Below are 20,734 nucleotides of genomic sequence, written 5' to 3'. Positions count from 1 at the left end.
CGGGACAGAGGTATCGATAACACGTCGGTGCCGCGCATCGACGATGCCAGACGCGCCGAACGCCGCAGCACTTGCGGCGTTTTCCAGGGCAGTTCCAGGGGTGATGTGCCATGTCATGCAGTCGTCGCAGCCAGGATCGATGCCTCGCCGGAGTTCCAGCGCCCTGCCTGTCGTCCGCGTTCCGCGCGGGCACGCATGGGGGCCGCTGCGCATGACCCGTCGCTACAAGCTGAGCGCGCTGCGTTCGCGCTCCAAGTGCATCGCCGGCTACTCGCCGCCACGCCACTGATCGCCATCTAACGGTCCGCCCAGCCGGCAGACGCCTCGCGTCGGTCGCCGTTCGCTCTGTCCTGTTCGCACGCCCTCCGACGTGCGGTCCGAGCGTGCGCGCCTTCCGTCCACCGTGTCTGCCTTCCAGGAACGCAGCGGCGCGTCGCCTTCGGCGCGTGCCCGCACCGATCACGATCAGCGAGGTGTCACGTGGCAACCCATCCCCATTGCAAGCGCAAGGCGCTGTGCGCCGCCATCCTGGCCATCACCGGCCTTGCCGCCACCGCACCGGCGCTGGCCGGCACCGTGCAGGGCGAACTCAAGGAGCGCAGCAGCGGCAAGCCCGCCGCGCACGCCAAGGTGGCCATCGCCGGCACCGCGCTCAGCGCCGTCACCGACGCCCAGGGCCGCTTCGTCATCGCCGACGTGCCGGCCGGGCAGTACGCACTGCAACTGGACTACCCCGGTTTCAGCGCGCCCGAAACCACCGTGCAGGTCGCCGACAGCGGCGCCGCCACGGTGTCGATCGCGCTGGACGAGGCCAAGCAATTGCAGACCATCAGCGTGGCGGCCAACCGCTACGACGCCAGCACGCTGAAGATGAACTCCTCGAACACGGTGGACGTGCTGTCGGCCAACGATCTCGAGCACACCGCCGTGCACAACGTCGCCGAGGCGCTGGGCCTGATCGCCGGCATCAACATCACCTACAGCGGCTCGGGCTACTTCGGCGGCGTCGACGGCGCCGCGCGCGGCGAAGGCATGTTCGCCTCGGTGCGCGGCCTGCCCTCCGAGTACAACGTCAACCTGATCGACGGCGTCACCGTCGCCCAGGGCATGCCGTACAGCCGCAGCGTGCAGTTGAGCCTGTTGCCGCCTTCCGGCCTGCAGACCATCGTCGCCAACAAGACCTCCACCGCCGACATGGACGGCGACGCGATCGGCGGCACCCTGGATTTCCGCACGCCCACCGCCTACGACTACAAGGACGCCACCAGCGGCAGCGTCACCGTCAGCGGCCGCGTCGAGAGCCGGGCGCGCGACTACGGCGGCGACGGCCTCGGTGGCGGCCTGGCCGGCGAGTTCCAGCACAAGTTCGGCGACGAGCAGCAGTTCGGTTTCTACGCCAGCGCCTATTACGACTACCGCACCTCGACCAACAGCGAGGTGGCCGCGGCCACCAGCGCGCTCAACGACGGCTCATGGAAATTCCTGCACGCCAATGCCGACGGTAGCAATGCCGCCGGCTACGCGCCGCAGGACAACCTGACCAGCACCGGCATGAACGTCGGCGTGGTCGCCGGCTGGGAGCGCCGCTACGGCGGCAATGCCGCCTTCGACTGGAACGTGGACGACACCCTGTCGGTGTACGCACGCGCCACCTACGCCTACGCCAAGACCGACCAGGGCACCACCTTCGTGCAGTTGCTGCCGCAGGACGTCAGCTTCGTGCCCACCGCCACGCCCGGCGTGTATTCGCCCAACATCAACCGCATCGCCGCGCGCTTCTGGTACGAGACCAACCCGGAAATCGCCGACCTGGCCACCTTCCAGGTGGGCGCGCGCAAGACCGCCGGCAACTGGACGCTGTCGCCGAACCTGTTCTACAGCTTCGGCGACAACGACCGCCCCGACCACATCGAGATCGACGGGCGCGAGGACAAGTTCAGCCAGGCCAATTTCGCCTACTCCGGCAGCAGCCTGATGCGCTACGGCAGCGGCGCCTTCCCCTACCCGCAGCTGACCCCGGCGCTGCTGGCGCAGGTCAACAACATCCCCTCGCTGTACGCCAGCAGCTACGGCGAATCGACCAAGATCTACTCCGGGCAGAAGAAGGGCGGCGCCAAGTTCGACGCGCGCTACGACTTCGCCGACGGCGCGCTGACCGCGCTGCAGTTCGGCGTGAAGTACAGCAAGAGCAGCCGCCACTACAGCAATCGCGACTGGTGGACCGGCCCGGTGCCCGACACCAGCACGCTGGGCGACCTGGGCATCTTCAACGGCGGCTACGCGGCGATCTTCCCCGGCAAGTACCACTGGGCCACGCCGCGGGTCAGCGAGGGCGCGGTGGCGCAGGTCATCGCCAACCACCTCACCGACGACGACCTGGACACCTGTGGCAGCGCGTTCTACGTCAACAACTGGAACTGCAACACCATGCGCGGCACCGAGGCGGTCAGCGCCGCGTACGCGATGGCGACCTTCTCCTTCGGCAGCCTGGAGGTGGTGCCCGGCGTGCGCTTCGAGCACACCAGCATTCACAACACCTTCTGGACCACGCCCACCGACAGCGACGGCAACCAGCAGGTCGGTTATTTCGCCGCCAACAGCACCCACTACGACCAGCCGCTGCCGAGCGTGTTCCTGACCTGGCGCCCGGACAGCGCCACCACCTACCGCGCCGCGCTGTGGACCAGCTACACGCGGCCGGCGTTCGTGCAATTGGGCGGCGGCAGCCAGATCAACATCTCCAACGGCATCACCACCATCAGCCAGGGCAACCCGGACCTGAAGGCGATCACCTCGACCAACCTGGACCTGTCCGGCGAGTGGGCGACCGAGCATGGCGGGTTCTTCTCGGTGGCCGGTTTCTACAAGCGCCTGCATCACTACATCTACGACGCCGGTTCCGGCCAGGCCAATTCGGGCACCAGCGGCAGCGGCACGGTGTTCTACCAGATGCCGACCAACGGCGGCGACGGCCGCGTCTACGGCGTGGAGGTCAGTGCGCGGCAGCGCTTCCAGGATCTGCCGGCGCCGTTCGACGGGCTGGGCGTCAGCGCCAACGCCACGCGCCAGCATGCGCACGCGGATCTGGGCATGGTCGGCTTCGAGGACGAGCAGATGCAGTCGGCGCCGAATGCGATGGCCAATCTGGAGCTGTTCTACGAGCGCTCGAAGTTCTCGGTGAACCTGAGCTATCACTTCAGCAGTTCGTATCTGCTGAACTACGATTTCCTGCACCAGAACGCGCCGTGGGACGATCTGTGGGCGCGGCCGACGCGGCGGGTGGATCTGCACGCGGGCTATCGGTTCGACAATGGGGTGAATGTGGATCTGTCGATCTCCAATCTCACCAAGGAATACAGTTACTGGGGCCATGTGGGCCGGCACAATCTGGCGGTGTCGGACATCGTGGATGCCGGCATGATGACGTTGTTGACCGTCAAGTACGCGTTCTAGGCCGCGGCGGCGTGCGCACTGGGATGCCATCGCGGAGCGTTGCCACGCTGTCTGTGGGAGGGACTTCAGTCCCGACGGGCGTTACCGACTCCGCGTGGATCAGGCCTTTTGTGGGAGGGACTTCAGTCCCGACGGGCTTTCCCGGTACTGCTTGGGCAGACAAGCAAAAGCAACAGCTTTCGCCTGGCGGCGAGTCACTTTTCTTTGCTTGTGCAAAGAAAAGTAACCAAAAGAAAGCACACCCCGCCTTCGCGCCCGCTGCGCGGGTCCGCTCCGCTGACGGGATTTTCGGACGGGGCATCGTGCCCCGGCCGAAAACGGCGCACATCCTTGTGCGCCGCCCCCCTGCGGGGGGTTTTACCCGCCAGCTCCGCCGCTGCGGAGGGGACCCGGGAAGAGCAAAAGCTGAAAAGCAACAGCAACAACCACTGCAACTGCAACTGCAACTGCAACGATGCTCCTGGAGCGCGCAATGAAACGCCGCGCCTTCTGTCGGTTCGGCTTGCTGGCGCCATTGGGCTTGGCGGCGATGCCGATGCTGCGCGCAGCGGTGCCAACATCAGCGCCGGTGCCGGACGGGAGACCCCACACGTTCGGTTTCGCCCAGGGCCGCTTCACGCTGGACGGGCAGCCATGGCAGATCCGCAGCGGGGAACTGCATCCGCTACGGATCGCGAAGGCGGATTGGTTGCATCGGATTCGCATGGCCAAAGCGATGGGGCTGAATACCATCGCGCTGTACCTGATGTGGAATGCGCTGGAAACGGCGCCGGGGCAGTTCGATCTGGACAGCGGCGAGCGCGATTTCGTCGGCTTCATCCGGCTGTGCCAGCAGGAGGGGCTGTGGGTGTATCTGCGCCCGGGTCCGTATGTGTGCGCGGAGTGGACGCTGGGCGGGTTGCCGCCGTATCTGCTGCGCGAGGCGAACATCCGTCTGCGCGATCGCCACGATGCGCGGTACATGGCGGCGGTGGAGCGCTACATCGGGGCGATCGCGCCGCGCATCGCGCCGTTGATGGCCAGTGCCGGTGGGCCGGTGCTGATGCTGCAGATCGAGAACGAGTATTCGATGCATGGCAGCGACGTCGGCTATCTGCAGGCGCTGGCCGCGCTGTGGCGGGCGCATGGGGTCGACGGGCCTTTCTCGCTGGCCGAAGGGCTCAAGGATCTGCGGCGGCGCCAGGCCATGTTGCCCGGCGCCGCGCTAGGGCTCGATGGTCCCGATCTGCACGATCTGCAGGCGGCCACGGCCTTTGCCGGGCAGGCACCGGTGTGGGTGTCCGAGGGCTACCCCGGCTGGCTCACGCACTGGGGAGAGCCGAAGTTCGCGCGTCGCGACTATGCGCCGCTGCTGCGCCGCATCGCCGCCGCCGGTTATTCGTTCAATCTGTATGTCGTGCACGGCGGCACCAATTTCGGTCTCAGTGCCGGGGCCAATGCCGAGGACGACGGCTCGCAGTTCCAGCCGGCGCTGACCAGCTACGACTATGGCGCGCCCATCGACGAAGCCGGCCGTGCGACGCCGGCCTATTTCACGCTTCGCAGGATCATCGCCGCGCAAGCCGACACGCCACCGCCGCCGCTACCGGCCGCACCGCGGCGCGCGCAGTTCGCTACGGTGCAGGCCAGGCCCGTGGCCGCGCTGTGGGACAACCTCGGCCCTGCGCTGCAGACCGACACCCCCATCGACAACCAGCGCCTGCTGGGCCAGGACCAGGGCCTGGTGCTGTATCGGCGCCGGATCGGCGCGGGCCGGGCGCTGCACTTGGGACAGGTCCACGACTACGCGGTGGTGCATCTGGACGGCCGCGAACTCGACCACGTGTCGCGAGTGCGGCATCCGCGCTTGCACAGCGCGCTGCAGTTGCGCCTGCCCGATGCAGCGCAGGACACGCGCGAGCTGGAGGTGCTGGTCGACAGCTTCGGCCACATCAACTTCGGCCCGGCGCTGGGCGATCGCAAGGGGCTGCTCGGTCCGGTGCGGCTCGATGGCCAGGACCTGCACGGTTGGGAAGTGCGCGGGCTGGCGCTGGACGCAGACCCGACGCCGTCGCTGCGCCCGCTGCAGGCGCCGCCGCAGCGCCCGGGCCTGTTCTTCGCCACCGAATTGACTATCGACCAGCCGGGCGACGTGTACCTGGACATGCACGACTGGCGCAAGGGCTATCTGTGGGTCAACGGGCGCCTGCTCGGCCGCTACTGGGACATCGGCCCGCAGCAATGCCTGTACTGCCCCGGCGCCTGGCTGCGCGCCGGGGCCAACCAGGTGCTGATCCTCGATCTGCATCGCCTGCAACCCGGCCTGGTGCGTTGCGCCGACGGTCTCGTCCCCACGCCTGCCACGCAGCCCGTCGCATCCCTTCCCTCCCCACAGGATCGCGCATGCACATGACATCGCTCGCCGCACCCGTCGCGTCCTCCCCGTCCGCCGCCGACAAGGGCGCGCCGCCGCGCACGCTGGGATTCTGGAGCGCGCTGTCGGCCAACCTGCTCAACATGATCGGGATCGGCCCGTTCATCACCATCCCGCTGGCGCTGTCGGCGCTGGCCGGTCCGGCGGTGCTGCTGGGTTGGGTGGTCGGCGCGCTGCTGTGCCTGTGCGACGGCCTGGTGTGGGCCGAACTGGGTTCGGCGATTCCGCGCTCGGGCGGGCCGTACCACTACCTGCGCGAGGCCTATGGCCGCGACCGCGCCGGGCGCCTGTTCGGCTTCCTTTACCTGTGGCAGACGCTGCTGACCGCGCCGCTGTCGGTAGCGGCGGCGGCAGTCGGCTGCGCGCAATACCTGGCCTACCTGATGCCGGGACTGAGCCACACCGCGCTCACCGGCATCGCCATGGCGCTGTGCCTGTTCAACACCGCGCTGCTGTACCGGCAGGTACGCTCGGTGCAGCTGCTGTCGCTGCTGGTCAGCGCGGTGGTGATCGCCGCCTGCGTGTGGATCGTGCTCAGCGGCGCGCTGCATTTCGACATGGCGCTGGCGCGCGAGTTCCTGCAGGCGCGGCCGGCCTCGCCGCACGGCTTCTGGCTGGGCTTCGGCGCGGTGGCGCTAATCGCGGTGTACGACTACGGCGGCTACAACAACGTGTGCATGCTCGGCGGCGAGATCCGCAAGCCGCGCCGCACGATTCCGCGTGCGGTGCTGTGGTCGATCCCGATCGTGGCGGTGCTGTACCTGGGCTTGAACGTGACCCTGCTCGGCGTGCTGCCGTGGCAGCAGGCGGCGCAGTCCAAGGCGGTGGTGGCCGACTTCATGCAGGCCATCTACGGCCCGGTGGGCAGCACCGTGGCGGTGGCGCTGATCGTGCTCGCCAGTTGGGGCTCGGCGCTGGTGGTGCTGCTGGGCTACTCGCGGGTGCCGTATGCGGCGGCGGCGTGCGGCCAGTTCTTCGGCGTGTTCGCGCGGCTGCATCCGCGCGGGCGCTTCCCCACCGTGTCGCTGCTGTTCGTCGGCATCACCTCGGCGCTGGCCTGCCCGCTGTCGCTGGACGACCTGATCGCCACGCTGATGATCATCCAGATCCTGTTCCAGTTCCTGGCGCAATGCCTGGCGGTGGTGCTGCTGCGGCGGCAGCCGCGGCGCCGCGCGCGTTTCGCCATGCCGCTGTACCCGTGGCCGCTGCTGATCAGCGTCTGCGGCTGGCTGGCGCTGCTGGCCACCAGTCCGCTGCCGCGGTTGCTGGCGGCAGTGCTGGCGCTGTGCGCGGGCACCGCGCTCTATCTCATCCAGGCCAAACGCGAGGCAGCATGGCCCTTCCAGCAATGAAAACCCACGACGTCGCGGTGGTCGGCGAGGTCTATCTCGACCACATCTTCAGCGGCTTCAGCACCTGGCCCGGGCCGGGCGAGGAAGCGATGGCGCGGCACTACCATCGCGACCTCGGTGGCGGCACCGTCAACACCGCCTGCGGGCTGGCGCGGCTCGGACGCAAGGTCACGCTGATCGGCGCGATCGGCGCCGGCGACCGCGACTGGTTCGCGCAGCGCCTGGGCGCGTTCGGCGTCGGCACCGAAGGCCTGGTCGACCACCCCGCCGGCACCGGCGTCACCGCCAGCGTGTCGCTGCACGACGACCGCTCGTTCTTCACCTACCCCGGCGCCAACGCCGCGCTGGAACCGCTGTTGGGCAGCGCGGCCGCGCTGGAGGCGATGTGCGCCGCGCGCCATGTGCACTTCGCCCTGCCGCTGCCGGCGACGCTGGCGCGCACGCTGCTGCCGGCGTTGCGCGCGGCCGGCTGCAGCACCTCGCTGGACGTGGGCTTCAACCCGGCCTGGCTGGCCGATCCGGACAACCACGCCACCTGCCGCGCGGTCGATCACTTCCTGCCCAACCAGAAGGAGGCGGCACTGGCCGGTTGCGCCGGCGACGATGCCGCGTCCTGCGCCGCCTGGGCGCAGGCGCTGGGGCTGGCGCAGGTCACGATCAAGCTCGGCGGCGCCGGCGCCTGCGTGGTGGATGCCGCCGGCGCGCGATTGGTTGCCGCGCCCGTCGTCGCCGTGCAGGACACCACCGGCGCCGGCGACGCCTTCGATGCCGGCTTCATCGACGCGCTGCTGGATCACCTTTCCCTCGATGCCTGCGCGCAGCGCGGCTGCCTGTGCGGCGCCGCCTGCTGCACCGCGCTCGGCGCGCTCGACGGCCTTCCCGATCCCCCACGTCTCAGGAGTCTCCATGAGCAGTTCCTTTCCCAACCGTAAACTCGCCCTGATCGGCGGCGGCGGCGTGCGTGCGCCGCTGGTGGTGTACGGCGTCAACGATGCCGCCGAAGCACTCGGCGCGCGCGAGATCGTGCTCTACGATCCCGACCAGGAGCGGCTGGCGCTGATGGTCGCGCTGGGCCGCGCGGTGGTCGCCGAGTTCGGCGGCGATCTGCAGGTCAACGCGGCCAGTTCGGCGGAAGCGGCGATCGACGGCGCGCACTTCGTGCTCAACAGCATCCGCATCGGCGGCATCCGCCAGCGCGCCACCGACGAGCACACCATCATCCGCCACGGCTACGCCGGGCAGGAGACCACCGGCCCCGGCGGCGTCGCCAAGGCGTTGCGCACGGTGCCGGTGGCGATCGAGCAGGCACGCATGGTGGAGCGGCTCAGCCCCGACGCCTGGCTGGTCAGCTTCACCAACCCGGCCGGGCTGATCACCCAGGCCATCAGCCGCCACACCCGCGCGCGCGTGGTCGGCATCTGCGACACGCCGGTGGAGCTGTTCCACAACATCGCCCGCGCGCTCGGCGAGCCGCCGGCGAACGTGGACTGCGAGTACGTCGGCCTCAACCACCTGGGCTGGATCCGCGCGGTACGCGTGCGCGGCGAGGACGTGCTCGACCGCATCCTGGCCGACGACGCGATCCTGCGCCAGCTGTACCTGGCGCCGCTGTTCGACTTCGACATGCTGCGCACGCTGCGGTTGATTCCCACCGAGTACCTGTACTTCTACTACGAGCGCAGCCGCGCCCTGGAGAACCAGCGCGCCAGCGGCGCCAGCCGCGGCAGCGAGATCGAACGGCTCAACCACACCCTGATCGCCGACCTGCGCAGCCGCCTCAACGCCGGCGACGGCAGCGGCGCGGTGCAGACCTACGCCGCCTACCTGCAGCAGCGCTCCGGCTCGTACATGCGGCTGGAGGCCGAGGCCGGCTCGGCCTTCGCCGACGACCTCGCGCCGCAGCCCGACCCGTTCCGCGCCAGCACCGGCTACCACCGCATCGCCGTGGATGTGATGAGCTCACTGACCGGCGCGCTGCCCGGGCGGCACGTGGTCAACGTGCGCAACCAGGGCTGCATGCCGGAACTGGCCGACGACGACATCGTCGAGATCTCCTCCACCATCGAGCGCGACCGCATCACCCCGCTGCCGGCGCGGCCGATGCCCGAGGCGATCCAGGGCCTGGTGCGCACGGTCAAGGCCTACGAGCACGCCGCCATCGACGCCGCGCTCAGCGGCAGTCACCTGGACGCCTGCAAGGCGATGCTGATCCACCCGGCCATCGGCGAGTGGAGCCCGTCGCGGCGACTGCTGGAGGCCTTGTTCGGCCATGCCGGCAACGGCGACGACGACGGCGAGTGCGTGTGCTCGGGGCCGATGCACTGGCACGGCGCGCACCACCACCACTGAGCCGGCCGGTTGTGCGGTCGCAGGATGCATCGGACGGCCACACGTTGTAAGGTCGTCGTAAATTGGTCCGTCATAGGTACCATCAACCTGCCCTCCCGGCCGCGGCCGGCGCCTCCCCCGGTGCCGGCCCGTGCCGGGAGCGTTCGTCGATTCCACGGAGCGTTCCAGGCCATGCCCACCCGCCGCGACATCCTCCACTTCCTCGGCGCCAGCGCCGGCGCCGCGCTGCTGAGCGGGGCGCTGCCGGCCGCCGCCGCGGCATCGGCCTCCACCGCCCTGCCCAGCAAGCGGCCGCCGCCGGGCAAGCGCCGCTTCGTCAGCGCCGCGGTCGAGCGCCAGTTGCGCACGGTCAAGGCCGGCATCGCCGATCCGCGCCTGGCCTGGCTGTTCGAGAACTGCTACCCCAACACCCTCGACACCACCGTCGAGACCGGCACCCGCAACGGCAAGCCGGACACCTTCGTCATCACCGGCGACATCGAGGCGATGTGGCTGCGCGACTCCTCCGCGCAGGTGCATCCCTACGTGCCGCTGGCCAAGCGCGACCCGGCGCTGCGGCGCATGTTCCATGGGCTGATCCAGCGCCAGGCCGCCTGCATCCGACTGGATCCCTACGCCAACGCGTTCCTGCCCGACGGCACCAGCCAGCGCCTGAAGTGGTCGGTGGCCGACATCACCGAGATGAAGCCCGGCGTCGGCGAGCGCAAATGGGAAGTGGATTCGCTGTGCTACCCAATCCGCCTGGCGCACGAGTACTGGCGCGCCAGCGGCGATACCGCGCCGTTCGACGACGACTGGCGCGACGCCATGCACGTGGTGGTGCGCACCTTCCGCGAGCAGCAGCGCCTGCACGGCCGTGGGCCGTACAGTTTTCAGCGGCCCTCGCCGCTGGCCACCGAAACCCTGGTGCTGGACGGCTACGGGCAGCCGACCCGGCCCAACGGCATGATCCACTCGATGTTCCGCCCGTCCGACGACGCCTGCCTGTACCCGCTGTTCGTCCCCGCCAACCTGTTCGCGGTGACCTCGCTGCGGCAACTGGCGACGATGAGCGAGGCGCTGCATCACGACGCCGCCTTCGCCGGCGAGTGCCGCGCCCTGGCCGACGAGGTCGAGACGGCCACCCGAAAGTTCGGGCAGATGCGCGACGCCGACGGTCAGCCGTTCTGGGCCTACGAGGTGGACGGCTACGGCAACCAGTTGTTCATCGACGACGCCAACGCGCCCGGCCTGCTGAGCCTGGCCTACCTGGGCTGCTGCGATCGCCGCGATCCCGTGTTCCTGCGCACCCGGCAACTGGCCTGGAGCGAGCGCAACCCGTACTTCTATCGCGGCCGCGCCGCCGACGGCGTGGGCAGCCCGCACAGCGGCCTGGGCACGATCTGGCCGATGTCGCTGATGCAGTACGCCCTGGCCAGCGACGACGACGCGCAGATCCGCCAGTGCCTGCAGTGGCTCAAGACCACCGACGCCGGCAGCGGCTTCATGCACGAAGCCTTCGACAAGGACAACCCGAGCACCTTCACCCGCGACTGGTTCGCCTGGGCCAACACCCTGTTCGGCGAACTGATCATCGACCTGCATCAGCGCAAGCCGCAGTTGCTGAAGGCCTGACGCGATCACTGCATGTGTGGGAGGGACTTCAGTCCCGACGGGCCTGACCGACAACGCGTCGGGACGGAAGTCCTTCCCACAACAGCAAACACACCCCCACCGCACCGCCGCACACCCCGAGGACAGCACCATGGCCACACGACGCGGTTTCCTGCAGGGCGCCATCGCCCTGGCCCTGTTCGGCAGCAGCGGCATCGTGCGCCTGGCGCAGGCACGCGCCGGCAGCTACGCGCTGCCGGCCGATGCGCGCGCCAAGGCCGAGCTCACCCGCAACGTCGACGTGTTCATCGGCACCGGCGGCCACGGCCACACCTTCCCCGGCGCCACGCTGCCGTTCGGCATGGTGCAACTGAGTCCGGACACCTACAACGCCGACTGGGACGCCTGCTCCGGCTACCACGCCGACGACGGCTCGATCATGGGCTTCTCGCACACCCACCTGTCCGGCACCGGCATCGGCGACATGCTCGATTTCCTGGTGGTACCGGCCACCGGCCCGGTGAAGCTGCAGCCCGGCACGCGCGAGCATCCCGAGACCGGCTACCGCTCGCGCTTCGACCACGCCGACGAAGCCGCCTCGCCCGGCTACTACCGCGTGCGCCTGAAGGACAGCGGCGTGCATGCCGAACTCACCGCCACCGCGCGCGCCGGCCTGCACCGCTACCACTTCCCCAAGGGCAAGCCGGCGCACCTGCTGCTGGACCTGTGCCACGGCATGCAGGACAAGCCGGAGATCCCCGCCCGCGTCGAAGACGCCAGCCTGCGCCTGGTCGACGCGCAGACCGTCACCGGCGGCCGCCGCGTCTACCAGTGGGCCAAGGGCCGCTACATCTACTTCGCCATGCGCCTGTCGCGGCCGTTCGCCAGCGCGCAGCTGTATGCCGACGACCAGCCGCTGGCCGCGAGCGCGCGCAGCGCCGACGGCAACCGGCTGAAACTGGCCCTGCACTACCCCGATGCCGCCGACGCGCCGCTGCTGGTCAAGGTCGGCATCTCCGCGGTCAGCGCCGACAGCGCCCTGGCCAACCTCGACGCGGAACTGCCCGACTTCGACTTCGCCCGCGTGCATGCCGCCGCCGTGGCCGAATGGGAAAAGGAACTGGGGCGGGTGCGCATCGACAGCGACGACGAGGCGCAGCGCCGCATCTTCTACACCGCGCTGTACCACAGCCTGATCGCGCCGACCCTGTTCAGCGACACCGACGGCCGCTACCGCGGCATGGACCTGCAGGTGCACCAGGCGCCGGCCGGCTACCACAACTACAGCACCTACTCGCTGTGGGACACCTACCGCGCCCTGCACCCCTTGCTGACCCTGGTGCAGCCCGAGCGCGTGCCCGACCTGGTGCAGTGCCTGGTACGCGGCGCCCACGAATGCCCGCAAGGCGTCGCCATCTGGCCGCTGCAGGGCGTGGAGACCGACTGCATGATCGGCTACCACTCCGCCGTGGTGCTGGCCGAGGCGCACGCCAAGGGCTTCACCGGCATCGACTGGAAAGCCGCCTACCCGGCCTGGCGCAAGCGCGCGATGGACGACGACGTGCACGGCCTGGCGCTGTACCGGAAGATGGGCTACATCCCCTGCGACAAGGTCGACGAATCGGTCAGCCGCACCCTGGAATTCGCCTACGACGACTGGGCGGTGGCGCATCTGGCGCAGGCGGTCGGCGCCGACGACGATGCCAAGCACCTGCGCGAACGCTCGCGCCAGTACCGCAACGTGTTCAACCGCGAGAGTCACTTCGTGCAGCCGCGGCTGAGCGACGGCCAGTGGGCCACCCCGTTCGATCCGCGCGCGATGGGCCACAGCGCGCAGTGGCGCGACTTCACCGAGTCCAACGCCTGGCAGGCCACCTTCCTCAACCAGCACGACCTGTACGGCTACATGGACCTGTTCGGCGGCCGCGACCACTTCGTCGCCAAGCTCGACGAACTGTTCACCACCAGCTCCGAACTGCCGGCGGACGCACCGCCGGACATCGACGGCATGGTCGGCCAGTACGCGCACGGCAACGAACCCAGCCACCACGTCGCCTACCTCTACGCCTACGCCGGGCAGCCGTACAAGACCCAGGCGATGGTGCGGCGACTGCTGCGCGAGCAGTACCACGACGCGCGCAACGGTCTGTCCGGCAACGAGGACTGCGGGCAGATGAGCGCCTGGTTCGTGCTCAGCGCACTGGGCCTGTACGCGGTGGACCCGGTCAGCGCCAACTACGTGCTGGGCAGCCCGCTGTTCAAGCGTGCCGAACTCGACGTGGGCAACGGCCGCACCCTGCGCATCGTCGCCCACGGCAACAGCGCGGCCAACGTCTACATCCAGAGCGCCCGCTGGAACGGCAAGCCCTACACCCGCAGCTGGCTGCGCCACGCCGACCTCGCTGCCGGCGGCACGCTGGAGCTGGAGATGGGGCCCAAGCCCAACACCGCGTTCGGCGCGGGCAAGGACGATTTGCCGCCGTCGTTTAGCTGACGGCCGGGAATCGGGATTGGGGAATCGGGATTGGTGGTTCCCCACATCCGCGCCTGTGCGTGACCCGATGCACGACGGCGCGCGCTCCGGTCGTCCTACTGTCGCAATCGCATCGCTTTTTTCGAGAATCCCCCATGCCGCGTAAGACCCTCGCCGCTCTCGCCCTCGCCCTGGCGTTCGCCCTGCCCGCCACACACGTGCGCGCGGCCGACAGCAGCACCGCCTGGCCCGCCTTCGCCACCCAGGGCGATCACTTCGTCCGCGACGGCAAGCCGTACCAGGTCATTTCCGGCGCCATCCACTTCCAGCGCATCCCCCGCGCCTACTGGAAGGACCGCCTGCAGAAAGCGCGCGCGATGGGCCTGAACACGGTGGAGACCTACGTGTTCTGGAACCTGGTGGAACCGCGGCCGGGCCAGTTCGACTTCAGCGGCAACAACGACATCGCCGCCTTCGTCGACGAAGCCGCCGCGCAAGGCCTCAACGTGATCCTGCGCCCCGGCCCGTACGTGTGCGCCGAGTGGGAAGCCGGCGGCTATCCGGCGTGGCTGTTCGCCGAACCCGGCATGCGCGTGCGCAGCCAGGACCCGCGCTTCCTCGCCGCCAGCCAGGCCTACCTGGACGCCCTCGCCGCCCAGGTCAAGCCGCGGCTCAACGGCAACGGCGGCCCGATCGTCGCCGTGCAGGTGGAGAACGAATACGGCTCCTACGGCGACGACCACGCCTACATGCGCCGCAACCGCGCCATGTTCGTCCAGGCCGGCTTCGACAAGGCGCTGCTGTTCACCGCCGACGGCCCCGACGTGCTCGCCAACGGCACCCTGCCCGACACCCTGGCCGTGGTGAACTTCGCCCCCGGCGACGCCAAGAACGCCTTCGAGACCCTGGCCAAGTTCCGCCCCGGGCAACCGCAGATGGTCGGCGAATACTGGGCCGGCTGGTTCGACCAGTGGGGCGAGAAGCACGCGGCCACCGATGCCGCCAAGCAGGCCAGCGAATTCGAATGGATCCTGCGCCAGGGCCACTCCGCGAACCTCTACATGTTCGTCGGCGGCACCAGCTTCGGCTTCATGAATGGCGCCAACTTCCAGAAGAACCCCAGCGACCACTACGCCCCGCAGACCACCAGCTACGACTACGACGCCGTGCTCGACGAAGCCGGCCGCCCCACCCCCAAGTTCACCCTGTTCCGCGACGCCATCCAGCGCGTCACCGGCATCGCCCCGCCGGCGCTGCCCAAGCCGATCCGCTTCGCCGAGTTGCCGGCCACGCCGCTGCGCGAATCCGCCTCGCTCTGGGACAACCTGCCCGCCGCAGCCGCCACCACCGACACCCCGCAGCCGATGGAGCGCTACGGCCAGGCCTACGGCTACATCCTCTACCGCACCACCGTCACCGGCCCGCGCAAGGGCAGCCTGTACCTGGGCGAAGTGCGCGACTACGCCCGCGTCTACGTCGACCGGAAGCTGGCAGGCAGCGCCGAGCGCCGCCTGCAGCAAGTGGCGGTGGACGTGGACATCCCCGCCGGCCCCCACACCCTCGACGTGCTAGTGGAGAACACCGGCCGCATCAACTACGGCGCCCACCTGGCCGACGGCCACGCCGGCCTGGTCGACCCCGTCCTGCTCGACGGCAAGCCCCTCACCGGCTGGCAGACCTTCCCCCTACCGATGGACGATCCGAGCAAACTCACCGGCTGGACCACCGCCAAGGTCGACGGCCCCGCCTTTCACCGCGGAGCGCTGAAGATCGGCACGCCCACCGACACCTTCCTGGACATGCGCGCCTTCGGCAAAGGCTTCGCCTGGGCCAACGGCCATAACTTGGGAAGGCAATGGAAGATTGGGCCGCAGCGTGCGTTGTATTTTCCGGCACCGTGGCAGCGGAAGGGGGGGAATAGCGTGATTGTGTTTGATCTGGATAGCGCGGCGGATGCGAGTGTGCGGGGGGTTAAGGGGCAGGTTTGGAGTACGCCCAGCAACTGACTTATCCGCGGAGCGCGCCGTCAGGTAAATCCGGACGGCGCGGGATCAAACAACTTGTCTACAAATTGAGGCCGCTGCGAGCAGCTTCCCCAAGCCCCGTGATCCTTTGCCTGATCGATGACGTGGACCGTGAAGCGGACGGCGCCGTCGAAAACCGACCGTCACCCCCGCGCAGGCGGGTGCCCGGCGCCTTCCCACAGCAAAGGCGCAAGACACTGCGCTCCCTCCCCCTGGTCATTCCCGCGAAAGCGGGAAGCGCTCCACAGCGGTCCTAAGGACCGATCATCCAAGGACTTTCGAATCGAACGCGGCGGCGCCCGTTCCCGCCTTCGAGAGCACCAATCGGATGTTCCGAAGAAAACTTTGGCCTTGAGCAGGAACATTACGACGAAGAAGCCCCCTGAAACCCGCTGCGAATCAGCGCCGACCATGCAAGGCCAGTCAATCCAAGGCGAGACCTCCCTGCCCCACCCCACCTGCCTCATGGATCAGTGCAAGCGCTCGCCGCCCACGGCCTGCGACACCTGCCCCACCGCATAGACCGCCCGCTCCTCGCGCACATCGCTTTTCGGCAATGGATGGCGCAGCGGCTGGCTTTCAATCTGCGTCAGCAGCGTACGCACTTCGGCCACCGCATCGAAGATCACGTCGCCCATTTCGGGCGGCGTCTTGCCGGCGCGCTTGGTCGCATCGCCGACCGCCACCACCCGCGCGTGGGCCGAGACAGTCTCGACCAGCAGGTTGAGCCGGTCGATCTGTTCCAGCGTGACCCGGAATCCGCTGCCCACTGCTTGCGTCACCTCGGCGATGGCATCGGGCCGGGTAACACCCGTCTTGCCGGTACGTTGCGCTGGGTAGGACACCTCGTCCAGCACCAGGTCCACCTGATCGGCGAGCAGCTCCAGGCAGAACGCCAGTTCGCCCATGCGCACCTTCGGCTCGGCGGCACGCTCTTCGGCTTGCGTGCGCGGCTGCGCCATGCGGGCCAGGAACCTGACGTGGTCGCTCAGCCTCGCCAGCCGGAACTGGCTTTCCTCCGGCAGGAAATAGCCTGGCATGTCTTCGTCATCCAAACGGTCGTACGACATCGCTGCCTCCTCGTTCCATCGAAGTGACCCGTCCGCCGCGAACGGCGGACGGGAAGTCGGGAGGCTCGAAACCGCTAACAGCCGGCGGGCTTATTCCCCTTGCGGGTGTTGTATTCACCGCCCTCCCGACGCAGGCATCGCGTCGGTTGCGCCTGCAAACCATGCAGGCACAAAAAACCCACCGGTTTATCGGAGGTGGGTACCGCTGTTAGCGGAGTTTCGAGGCTCCGTGGGTCGAGAATGCTACTGGCAACCAGCCACGTCAAGACTTCCTTACGCCGACGAACGGTTGATTGCCTGGAACTGCTCAAATGGATAAATAACGACAAAAACCATTCCTTCGCCTGCCGATGGATGTAGCCAGATCGCGCGGCACGATCATCACCCTGCATCCAGGCCCGATACCCACAACACCCGGCGTGGCCTACTATTCGCATCACAAGATGCCATTGGCCGCCCTGCCCCTCAGTACGGATACGCGAGTGACTGTCGACAGCAACTTTTCCTTCCTGCAGGAACACGATCCGGTCTTCTTCAAACTGGCCTCGATGGCCGAGCAGGTCTTTGCCAGTGATCCCAACACCACGCTGATCAAGCTCCGGCAGTTCGCCGAAGCACTTGCCCAGGATCTCGCGGGACGTGCCGGCATCATCCACGACCAACGGACAACCCAGGCAGATCTGATCTACCAGCTCGCGCGCGAGCTACGCCTGGACCGGCGGATCCAGGAGCTGTTCCACGTGCTGCGGGTCGAGGGCAACAAGGCGACCCACGGCTTCACCACGCAACACCGCGAAGCGATGGATGGCCTGAAGGTCGCCCGCGACCTGGCGGTCTGGTATCACCGAGCCTTCGGCAGGAACGCCGCCGACTTCAAGGCCGGTGCTTTCGTGCCCCCGAAGGATCCAGCCGCGCCGTTGCGCGAAGTGCAGGCCGAAGTCAATCGCCTCAGAGCGGAGCTGGATACCGCCCGCCAGCAACATGACCAGAGCCAGGCGCTCGCCGAACTCAAGGACCGCGAAGCCAAGCTCAACGCCGAGCTCGCCGAAGCGATGGATGTCGAAGCGCGTGAGCAGTCGGCGCTGGCAGCTCAACGTGAACAGGAACTGCAACGGCTTCGCCAGGACTTCGAACAACGCATCGCCAACCTGCAACAGCCCGACACCGCCCGCCAGGCCGCCACCCAGCAGGTCGCCGGCGCCACCCAGCAGGCCAGCAACAACTTCGACCTCAGCGAAGACCTCACCCGCATCCTGATCGACCAACAGCTGCGCGAGGCCGGCTGGGAAGCAGACTCGCTCGACCTCACCCACGCCAAGGGCATCCGCCCGGAAAAAGGTCGCAATCTCGCCATCGCAGAGTGGCCCACCAGGGTGCCGCGCGCCAACGCCGACTATGTGCTGTTCGCCGGCCTCACCCCGGTCGCCATCGTCGAGGCCAAGCGCAAGCAGATCAACATCGCCGACCGGATTCCCCAGGCCGAGCGCTACGCGCGCGATTTCGTGATGCGTGGCGAGCTAGCCCCCGCCTACCCGGCTACCAGCTCGATCGCAGGCTGGACCGACGGCCAGGGCGGCCATTTCCAGGTGCCGCTCGCATTCGCCTGCAACGGCCGCCCTTATATCAAGCAGCTGGCCGAGCAATCTGGCATCTGGTTCCGCGACCTGCGCTCACCGGCCAACCTGCGGCGCCCGCTGCAGAAGTTCCACACGCCCGAGGACATCGCCGATCTGCTCACCCGCGATCGCGACCAGGCCGAGCGCAATCTCGCCAACGAAGGCATGGCCTACCTCAACCTGCGCGACTACCAGCAGCGCGCGATCGAGGCAGTGGAAGGCGCGCTGGCATCGGGCTCACGCAACTGCCTGCTGGCGATGGCGACCGGCACCGGCAAGACACGCACGATGATTGGCCTGATCTACCGTTTGCTCAAGGCCGAGCGCTTCCACCGGATTCTGTTCCTGGTCGACCGCTCCGCGCTCGGCACCCAGGCCACCGAGACGATGCAGGACATGCAGCTGGAGCAGAACCAGACGCTGGCGCAGATCTACAACCTCGATGGCCTGGACGATACCCGCACCGCCGATGAGACCCGCGTGCAGGTCGCCACGGTGCAGGCGATGGTCCGGCGCATTTTCCAGTCCGATGACCCGCCACCGATCGGCACCTTCGACTGTATCGTCGTCGACGAGGCCCACCGCGGTTACACGCTCGACCAGGAAATGACCGAAGGCGAGCTGGCCGTGCGCGACCACGCGCAATACCTGTCGCAATACCGCCGCGTGCTCGATTACTTCGATGCCTGCCGTATCGGCCTGACCGCCACGCCGGCCAAGCACACCACCGAAATCTTCGGCAAGCCGATCTACACCTACAGCTACCGCGAAGCAGTGGCAGATGACTGGCTGATCGACCACGAGCCGCCCATCCGCTACATCACCGCGCTCGGCAAGAACGGCATCCACTTCGATCGCGGCGAGCGCGTCAGCGTCATCAACACGCAGACCGGCGAAGTCGATACCGCAGACCTGGAAGACGAGCTCGACTTCAATATCGAGTCGTTCAACCGGCGTGTGATCACCGCGGACTTCGACCGGGTCGTCTGCGAGCAGCTCGCCATCGAACTGGACCCGGACGGCGAAGAAAAGACCCTGATCTTCTGCGTCAGCCAGCCCCACGCCGAACGCGTCAAGAACCAGCTGGACGAGGCATTCAAACAGGTCCATGGCGATTACTACAACCAGGCCAGCGTCGCGGTGATCACCGGCAAAAGCGACAAGGTCGACCAGCTGATTCGCAACTACAAGAACGAGCGTTACCCCAATATCGCCATCACCGTGGACCTGCTGACCACCGGCATCGATGTGCCGCGGATCGCCAACCTGGTGTTCATGCGCCGGGTCCGCTCGCGCATCCTCTACGAACAGATGAAGGGCCGCGCCACCCGCCGCTGCGACGACATCGGCAAGACCGTGTTCCGCATCTTCGATCCGGTCGATCTGTACGCCGCGCTCGAAGACGTCGACACCATGCGCCCGCTGGTCAAGGACCCCAACATCAGCATCGAGCAGCTGGTCCACGAGCTCGGCCAGCAGCGCAGCTTCGATGCCCCCGGCAGCAACGGCGGCAGCCATGCCGACGACGCACTCGACCAGTTGAGCCAGCGCATCATGCGCGTGCTGCGCAAGGCCCAGCATCGCGCCGAGCAGCGCCCGGACCTGCGCGACAAGCTCAGCGAGCTGGAAACCTCCTGGGGCGTGGCGCCGGCCGTGCTGCACACCCACCTGCACAAGCTCGGCGCACGCAATGCCGCCAGCTTCCTCCGCGAACACCCGCGCCTGGTGGAGCAACTGGCCGAAGTGGGTATACTGCTGGGCACGGACCGCTATCCGGTCATTTCCGAACACACTGACACCCTGCTCGAACGCGCGCAGAACTACGGGGTCAACGAAGCCCCGGCCGATTACCTGGACAGCTTCAACGCCTTCATCCGCGAGCAGATCAATCAGTCCGCCGCGCTCAGCGTCATCGTCAACCGCCCCCGCGACCTCACCCGCGCCCAGCTGCGCGAGGTGCGCCTGCTGCTCGACCAGCACGGCTACAGCGAGGCCCACCTGCGCGGCGCGTGGCGCGACAGCACTCAGCAGGAGGTCGCCGCCAGCATCATCGGCTACATCCGTCGCGCCGCGCTGGGCGAGGCATTGGTGCCGTTCGAGCAGCGCGTCGACAAGGCCATGCAGGGCATCTATGCCCAGCGCAGCTGGACGCCGGTGCAGCGGCGCTGGCTCAAGCGGCTGGCCCAGCAGCTGATACACGAGGTCGTGATGGACCGCGACACCGTACAACGCAACTTCAGCGGTGACGGCGGCGCCCTGCAGTTGGACCGCCTGCTCGATGGCCGGCTGGACCAGATCTTGGGCGATCTGGGCGAGCATCTGTGGGATCAGACCGGCTGAGTCGGTGGTTCACACTGGCATATGAGCCGATTAGCCGGGATAATCGGCTCA

At 68.1% G+C, this 20,734-nt stretch carries 11 protein-coding genes; 9 read left to right on the top strand and 2 right to left on the bottom strand.

All coding sequences use genetic code 11. From position 1 onward, the window contains the following. Positions 1-480: 480 nt before the first annotated feature. Positions 481-3,453, top strand: a complete 2,973-nt coding sequence (locus tag CEK68_RS00120; RefSeq protein ID WP_152238153.1) for a TonB-dependent receptor — start codon at positions 481-483, stop codon at positions 3,451-3,453. A gap of 194 nt (positions 3,454-3,647) precedes the next feature. Here the strand turns inward: CEK68_RS00120 and CEK68_RS00115 are convergent, their stop codons facing one another. After that, positions 3,648-3,905, bottom strand: coding sequence for a hypothetical protein (locus tag CEK68_RS00115; RefSeq protein ID WP_152238152.1), 258 nt, complete (start codon positions 3,903-3,905; stop codon positions 3,648-3,650). 20 nt (positions 3,906-3,925) lie between these two features. Between CEK68_RS00115 and CEK68_RS00110 the strand changes: the two genes are divergently transcribed. From CEK68_RS00110 to CEK68_RS00080, 7 genes are all read left to right on the top strand, one after another. Continuing rightward, a complete protein-coding gene (locus CEK68_RS00110) occupies positions 3,926-5,845 on the top strand; it encodes a beta-galactosidase (protein WP_152238151.1) in 1,920 nt (639 codons plus the stop codon). Continuing rightward, positions 5,842-7,218 carry an APC family permease gene (locus CEK68_RS00105; protein ID WP_152238203.1) on the top strand — a complete coding sequence of 459 codons (1,377 nt, stop codon included), beginning with the start codon at positions 5,842-5,844 and terminating at the stop codon, positions 7,216-7,218. The genes CEK68_RS00110 and CEK68_RS00105 overlap by 4 nt, the downstream gene beginning before the upstream one ends. After that, positions 7,215-8,150, top strand: a complete 936-nt coding sequence (locus CEK68_RS00100; protein ID WP_152238150.1) for a carbohydrate kinase family protein — start codon at positions 7,215-7,217, stop codon at positions 8,148-8,150. Before CEK68_RS00105 ends, CEK68_RS00100 begins: the two co-directional genes overlap by 4 nt. After that, positions 8,125-9,567, top strand: coding sequence for a 6-phospho-beta-glucosidase (locus CEK68_RS00095; protein WP_152238149.1), 1,443 nt, complete (start codon positions 8,125-8,127; stop codon positions 9,565-9,567). The genes CEK68_RS00100 and CEK68_RS00095 overlap by 26 nt, the downstream gene beginning before the upstream one ends. Positions 9,568-9,738: 171 nt before the next feature. Continuing rightward, positions 9,739-11,181: a glycoside hydrolase family 125 protein gene (locus tag CEK68_RS00090; protein WP_043091843.1), complete on the top strand. Its 1,443-nt coding sequence runs from the start codon at positions 9,739-9,741 to the stop codon at positions 11,179-11,181. 130 nt (positions 11,182-11,311) lie between these two features. After that, a complete protein-coding gene (locus CEK68_RS00085) occupies positions 11,312-13,654 on the top strand; it encodes a GH92 family glycosyl hydrolase (RefSeq protein WP_152238148.1) in 2,343 nt (780 codons plus the stop codon). A gap of 134 nt (positions 13,655-13,788) precedes the next feature. Further along, the gene (locus CEK68_RS00080) at positions 13,789-15,639 is read left to right on the top strand and encodes a beta-galactosidase family protein (protein ID WP_152238147.1); all 1,851 of its coding nucleotides are present in this window, start codon (positions 13,789-13,791) and stop codon (positions 15,637-15,639) included. Between the two features lie 488 nt (positions 15,640-16,127). On the opposite strand, the gene CEK68_RS00075 is transcribed toward CEK68_RS00080, so the two are convergent. Beyond that, entirely contained in the window at positions 16,128-16,727 is a 600-nt protein-coding gene (locus CEK68_RS00075; protein WP_152238202.1) for a hypothetical protein, read from the bottom strand. 482 nt (positions 16,728-17,209) lie between these two features. Between CEK68_RS00075 and hsdR the strand changes: the two genes are divergently transcribed. Next, complete coding sequence (gene hsdR, locus CEK68_RS00070) at positions 17,210-20,683, top strand: type I restriction-modification system endonuclease (protein WP_152238146.1); 3,474 nt, start codon at positions 17,210-17,212, stop codon at positions 20,681-20,683. Positions 20,684-20,734 lie beyond the last annotated feature (51 nt).

Source organism: Xanthomonas sp. LMG 12461 (genome assembly GCF_009192935.1).
In the GTDB taxonomy this organism is placed as follows: Bacteria; Pseudomonadota; Gammaproteobacteria; order Xanthomonadales; family Xanthomonadaceae; genus Xanthomonas_A; species Xanthomonas_A sontii.
The sequence above is the reverse complement of the archived record's forward strand: the minus strand, read 5'-3'. Positions and strand labels throughout refer to the sequence as shown.

Bases quoted from the DNA above. Each gene is read 5' to 3' on its own strand.
- CEK68_RS00110 (WP_152238151.1), top strand. From the start codon at position 3,926: ATGAAACGCCGCGCCTTCTGTCGGTTCGGCTTGCTGGCGCCATTGGGC.
- CEK68_RS00105 (WP_152238203.1), top strand. From the start codon at position 5,842: ATGACATCGCTCGCCGCACCCGTCGCGTCCTCCCCGTCCGCCGCCGAC.
- CEK68_RS00100 (WP_152238150.1), top strand. From the start codon at position 7,215: ATGAAAACCCACGACGTCGCGGTGGTCGGCGAGGTCTATCTCGACCAC.
- CEK68_RS00095 (WP_152238149.1), top strand. From the start codon at position 8,125: ATGAGCAGTTCCTTTCCCAACCGTAAACTCGCCCTGATCGGCGGCGGC.
- CEK68_RS00090 (WP_043091843.1), top strand. From the start codon at position 9,739: ATGCCCACCCGCCGCGACATCCTCCACTTCCTCGGCGCCAGCGCCGGC.
- CEK68_RS00085 (WP_152238148.1), top strand. From the start codon at position 11,312: ATGGCCACACGACGCGGTTTCCTGCAGGGCGCCATCGCCCTGGCCCTG.
- CEK68_RS00080 (WP_152238147.1), top strand. From the start codon at position 13,789: ATGCCGCGTAAGACCCTCGCCGCTCTCGCCCTCGCCCTGGCGTTCGCC.
- CEK68_RS00075 (WP_152238202.1), bottom strand. From the start codon at position 16,727: ATGTCGTACGACCGTTTGGATGACGAAGACATGCCAGGCTATTTCCTG.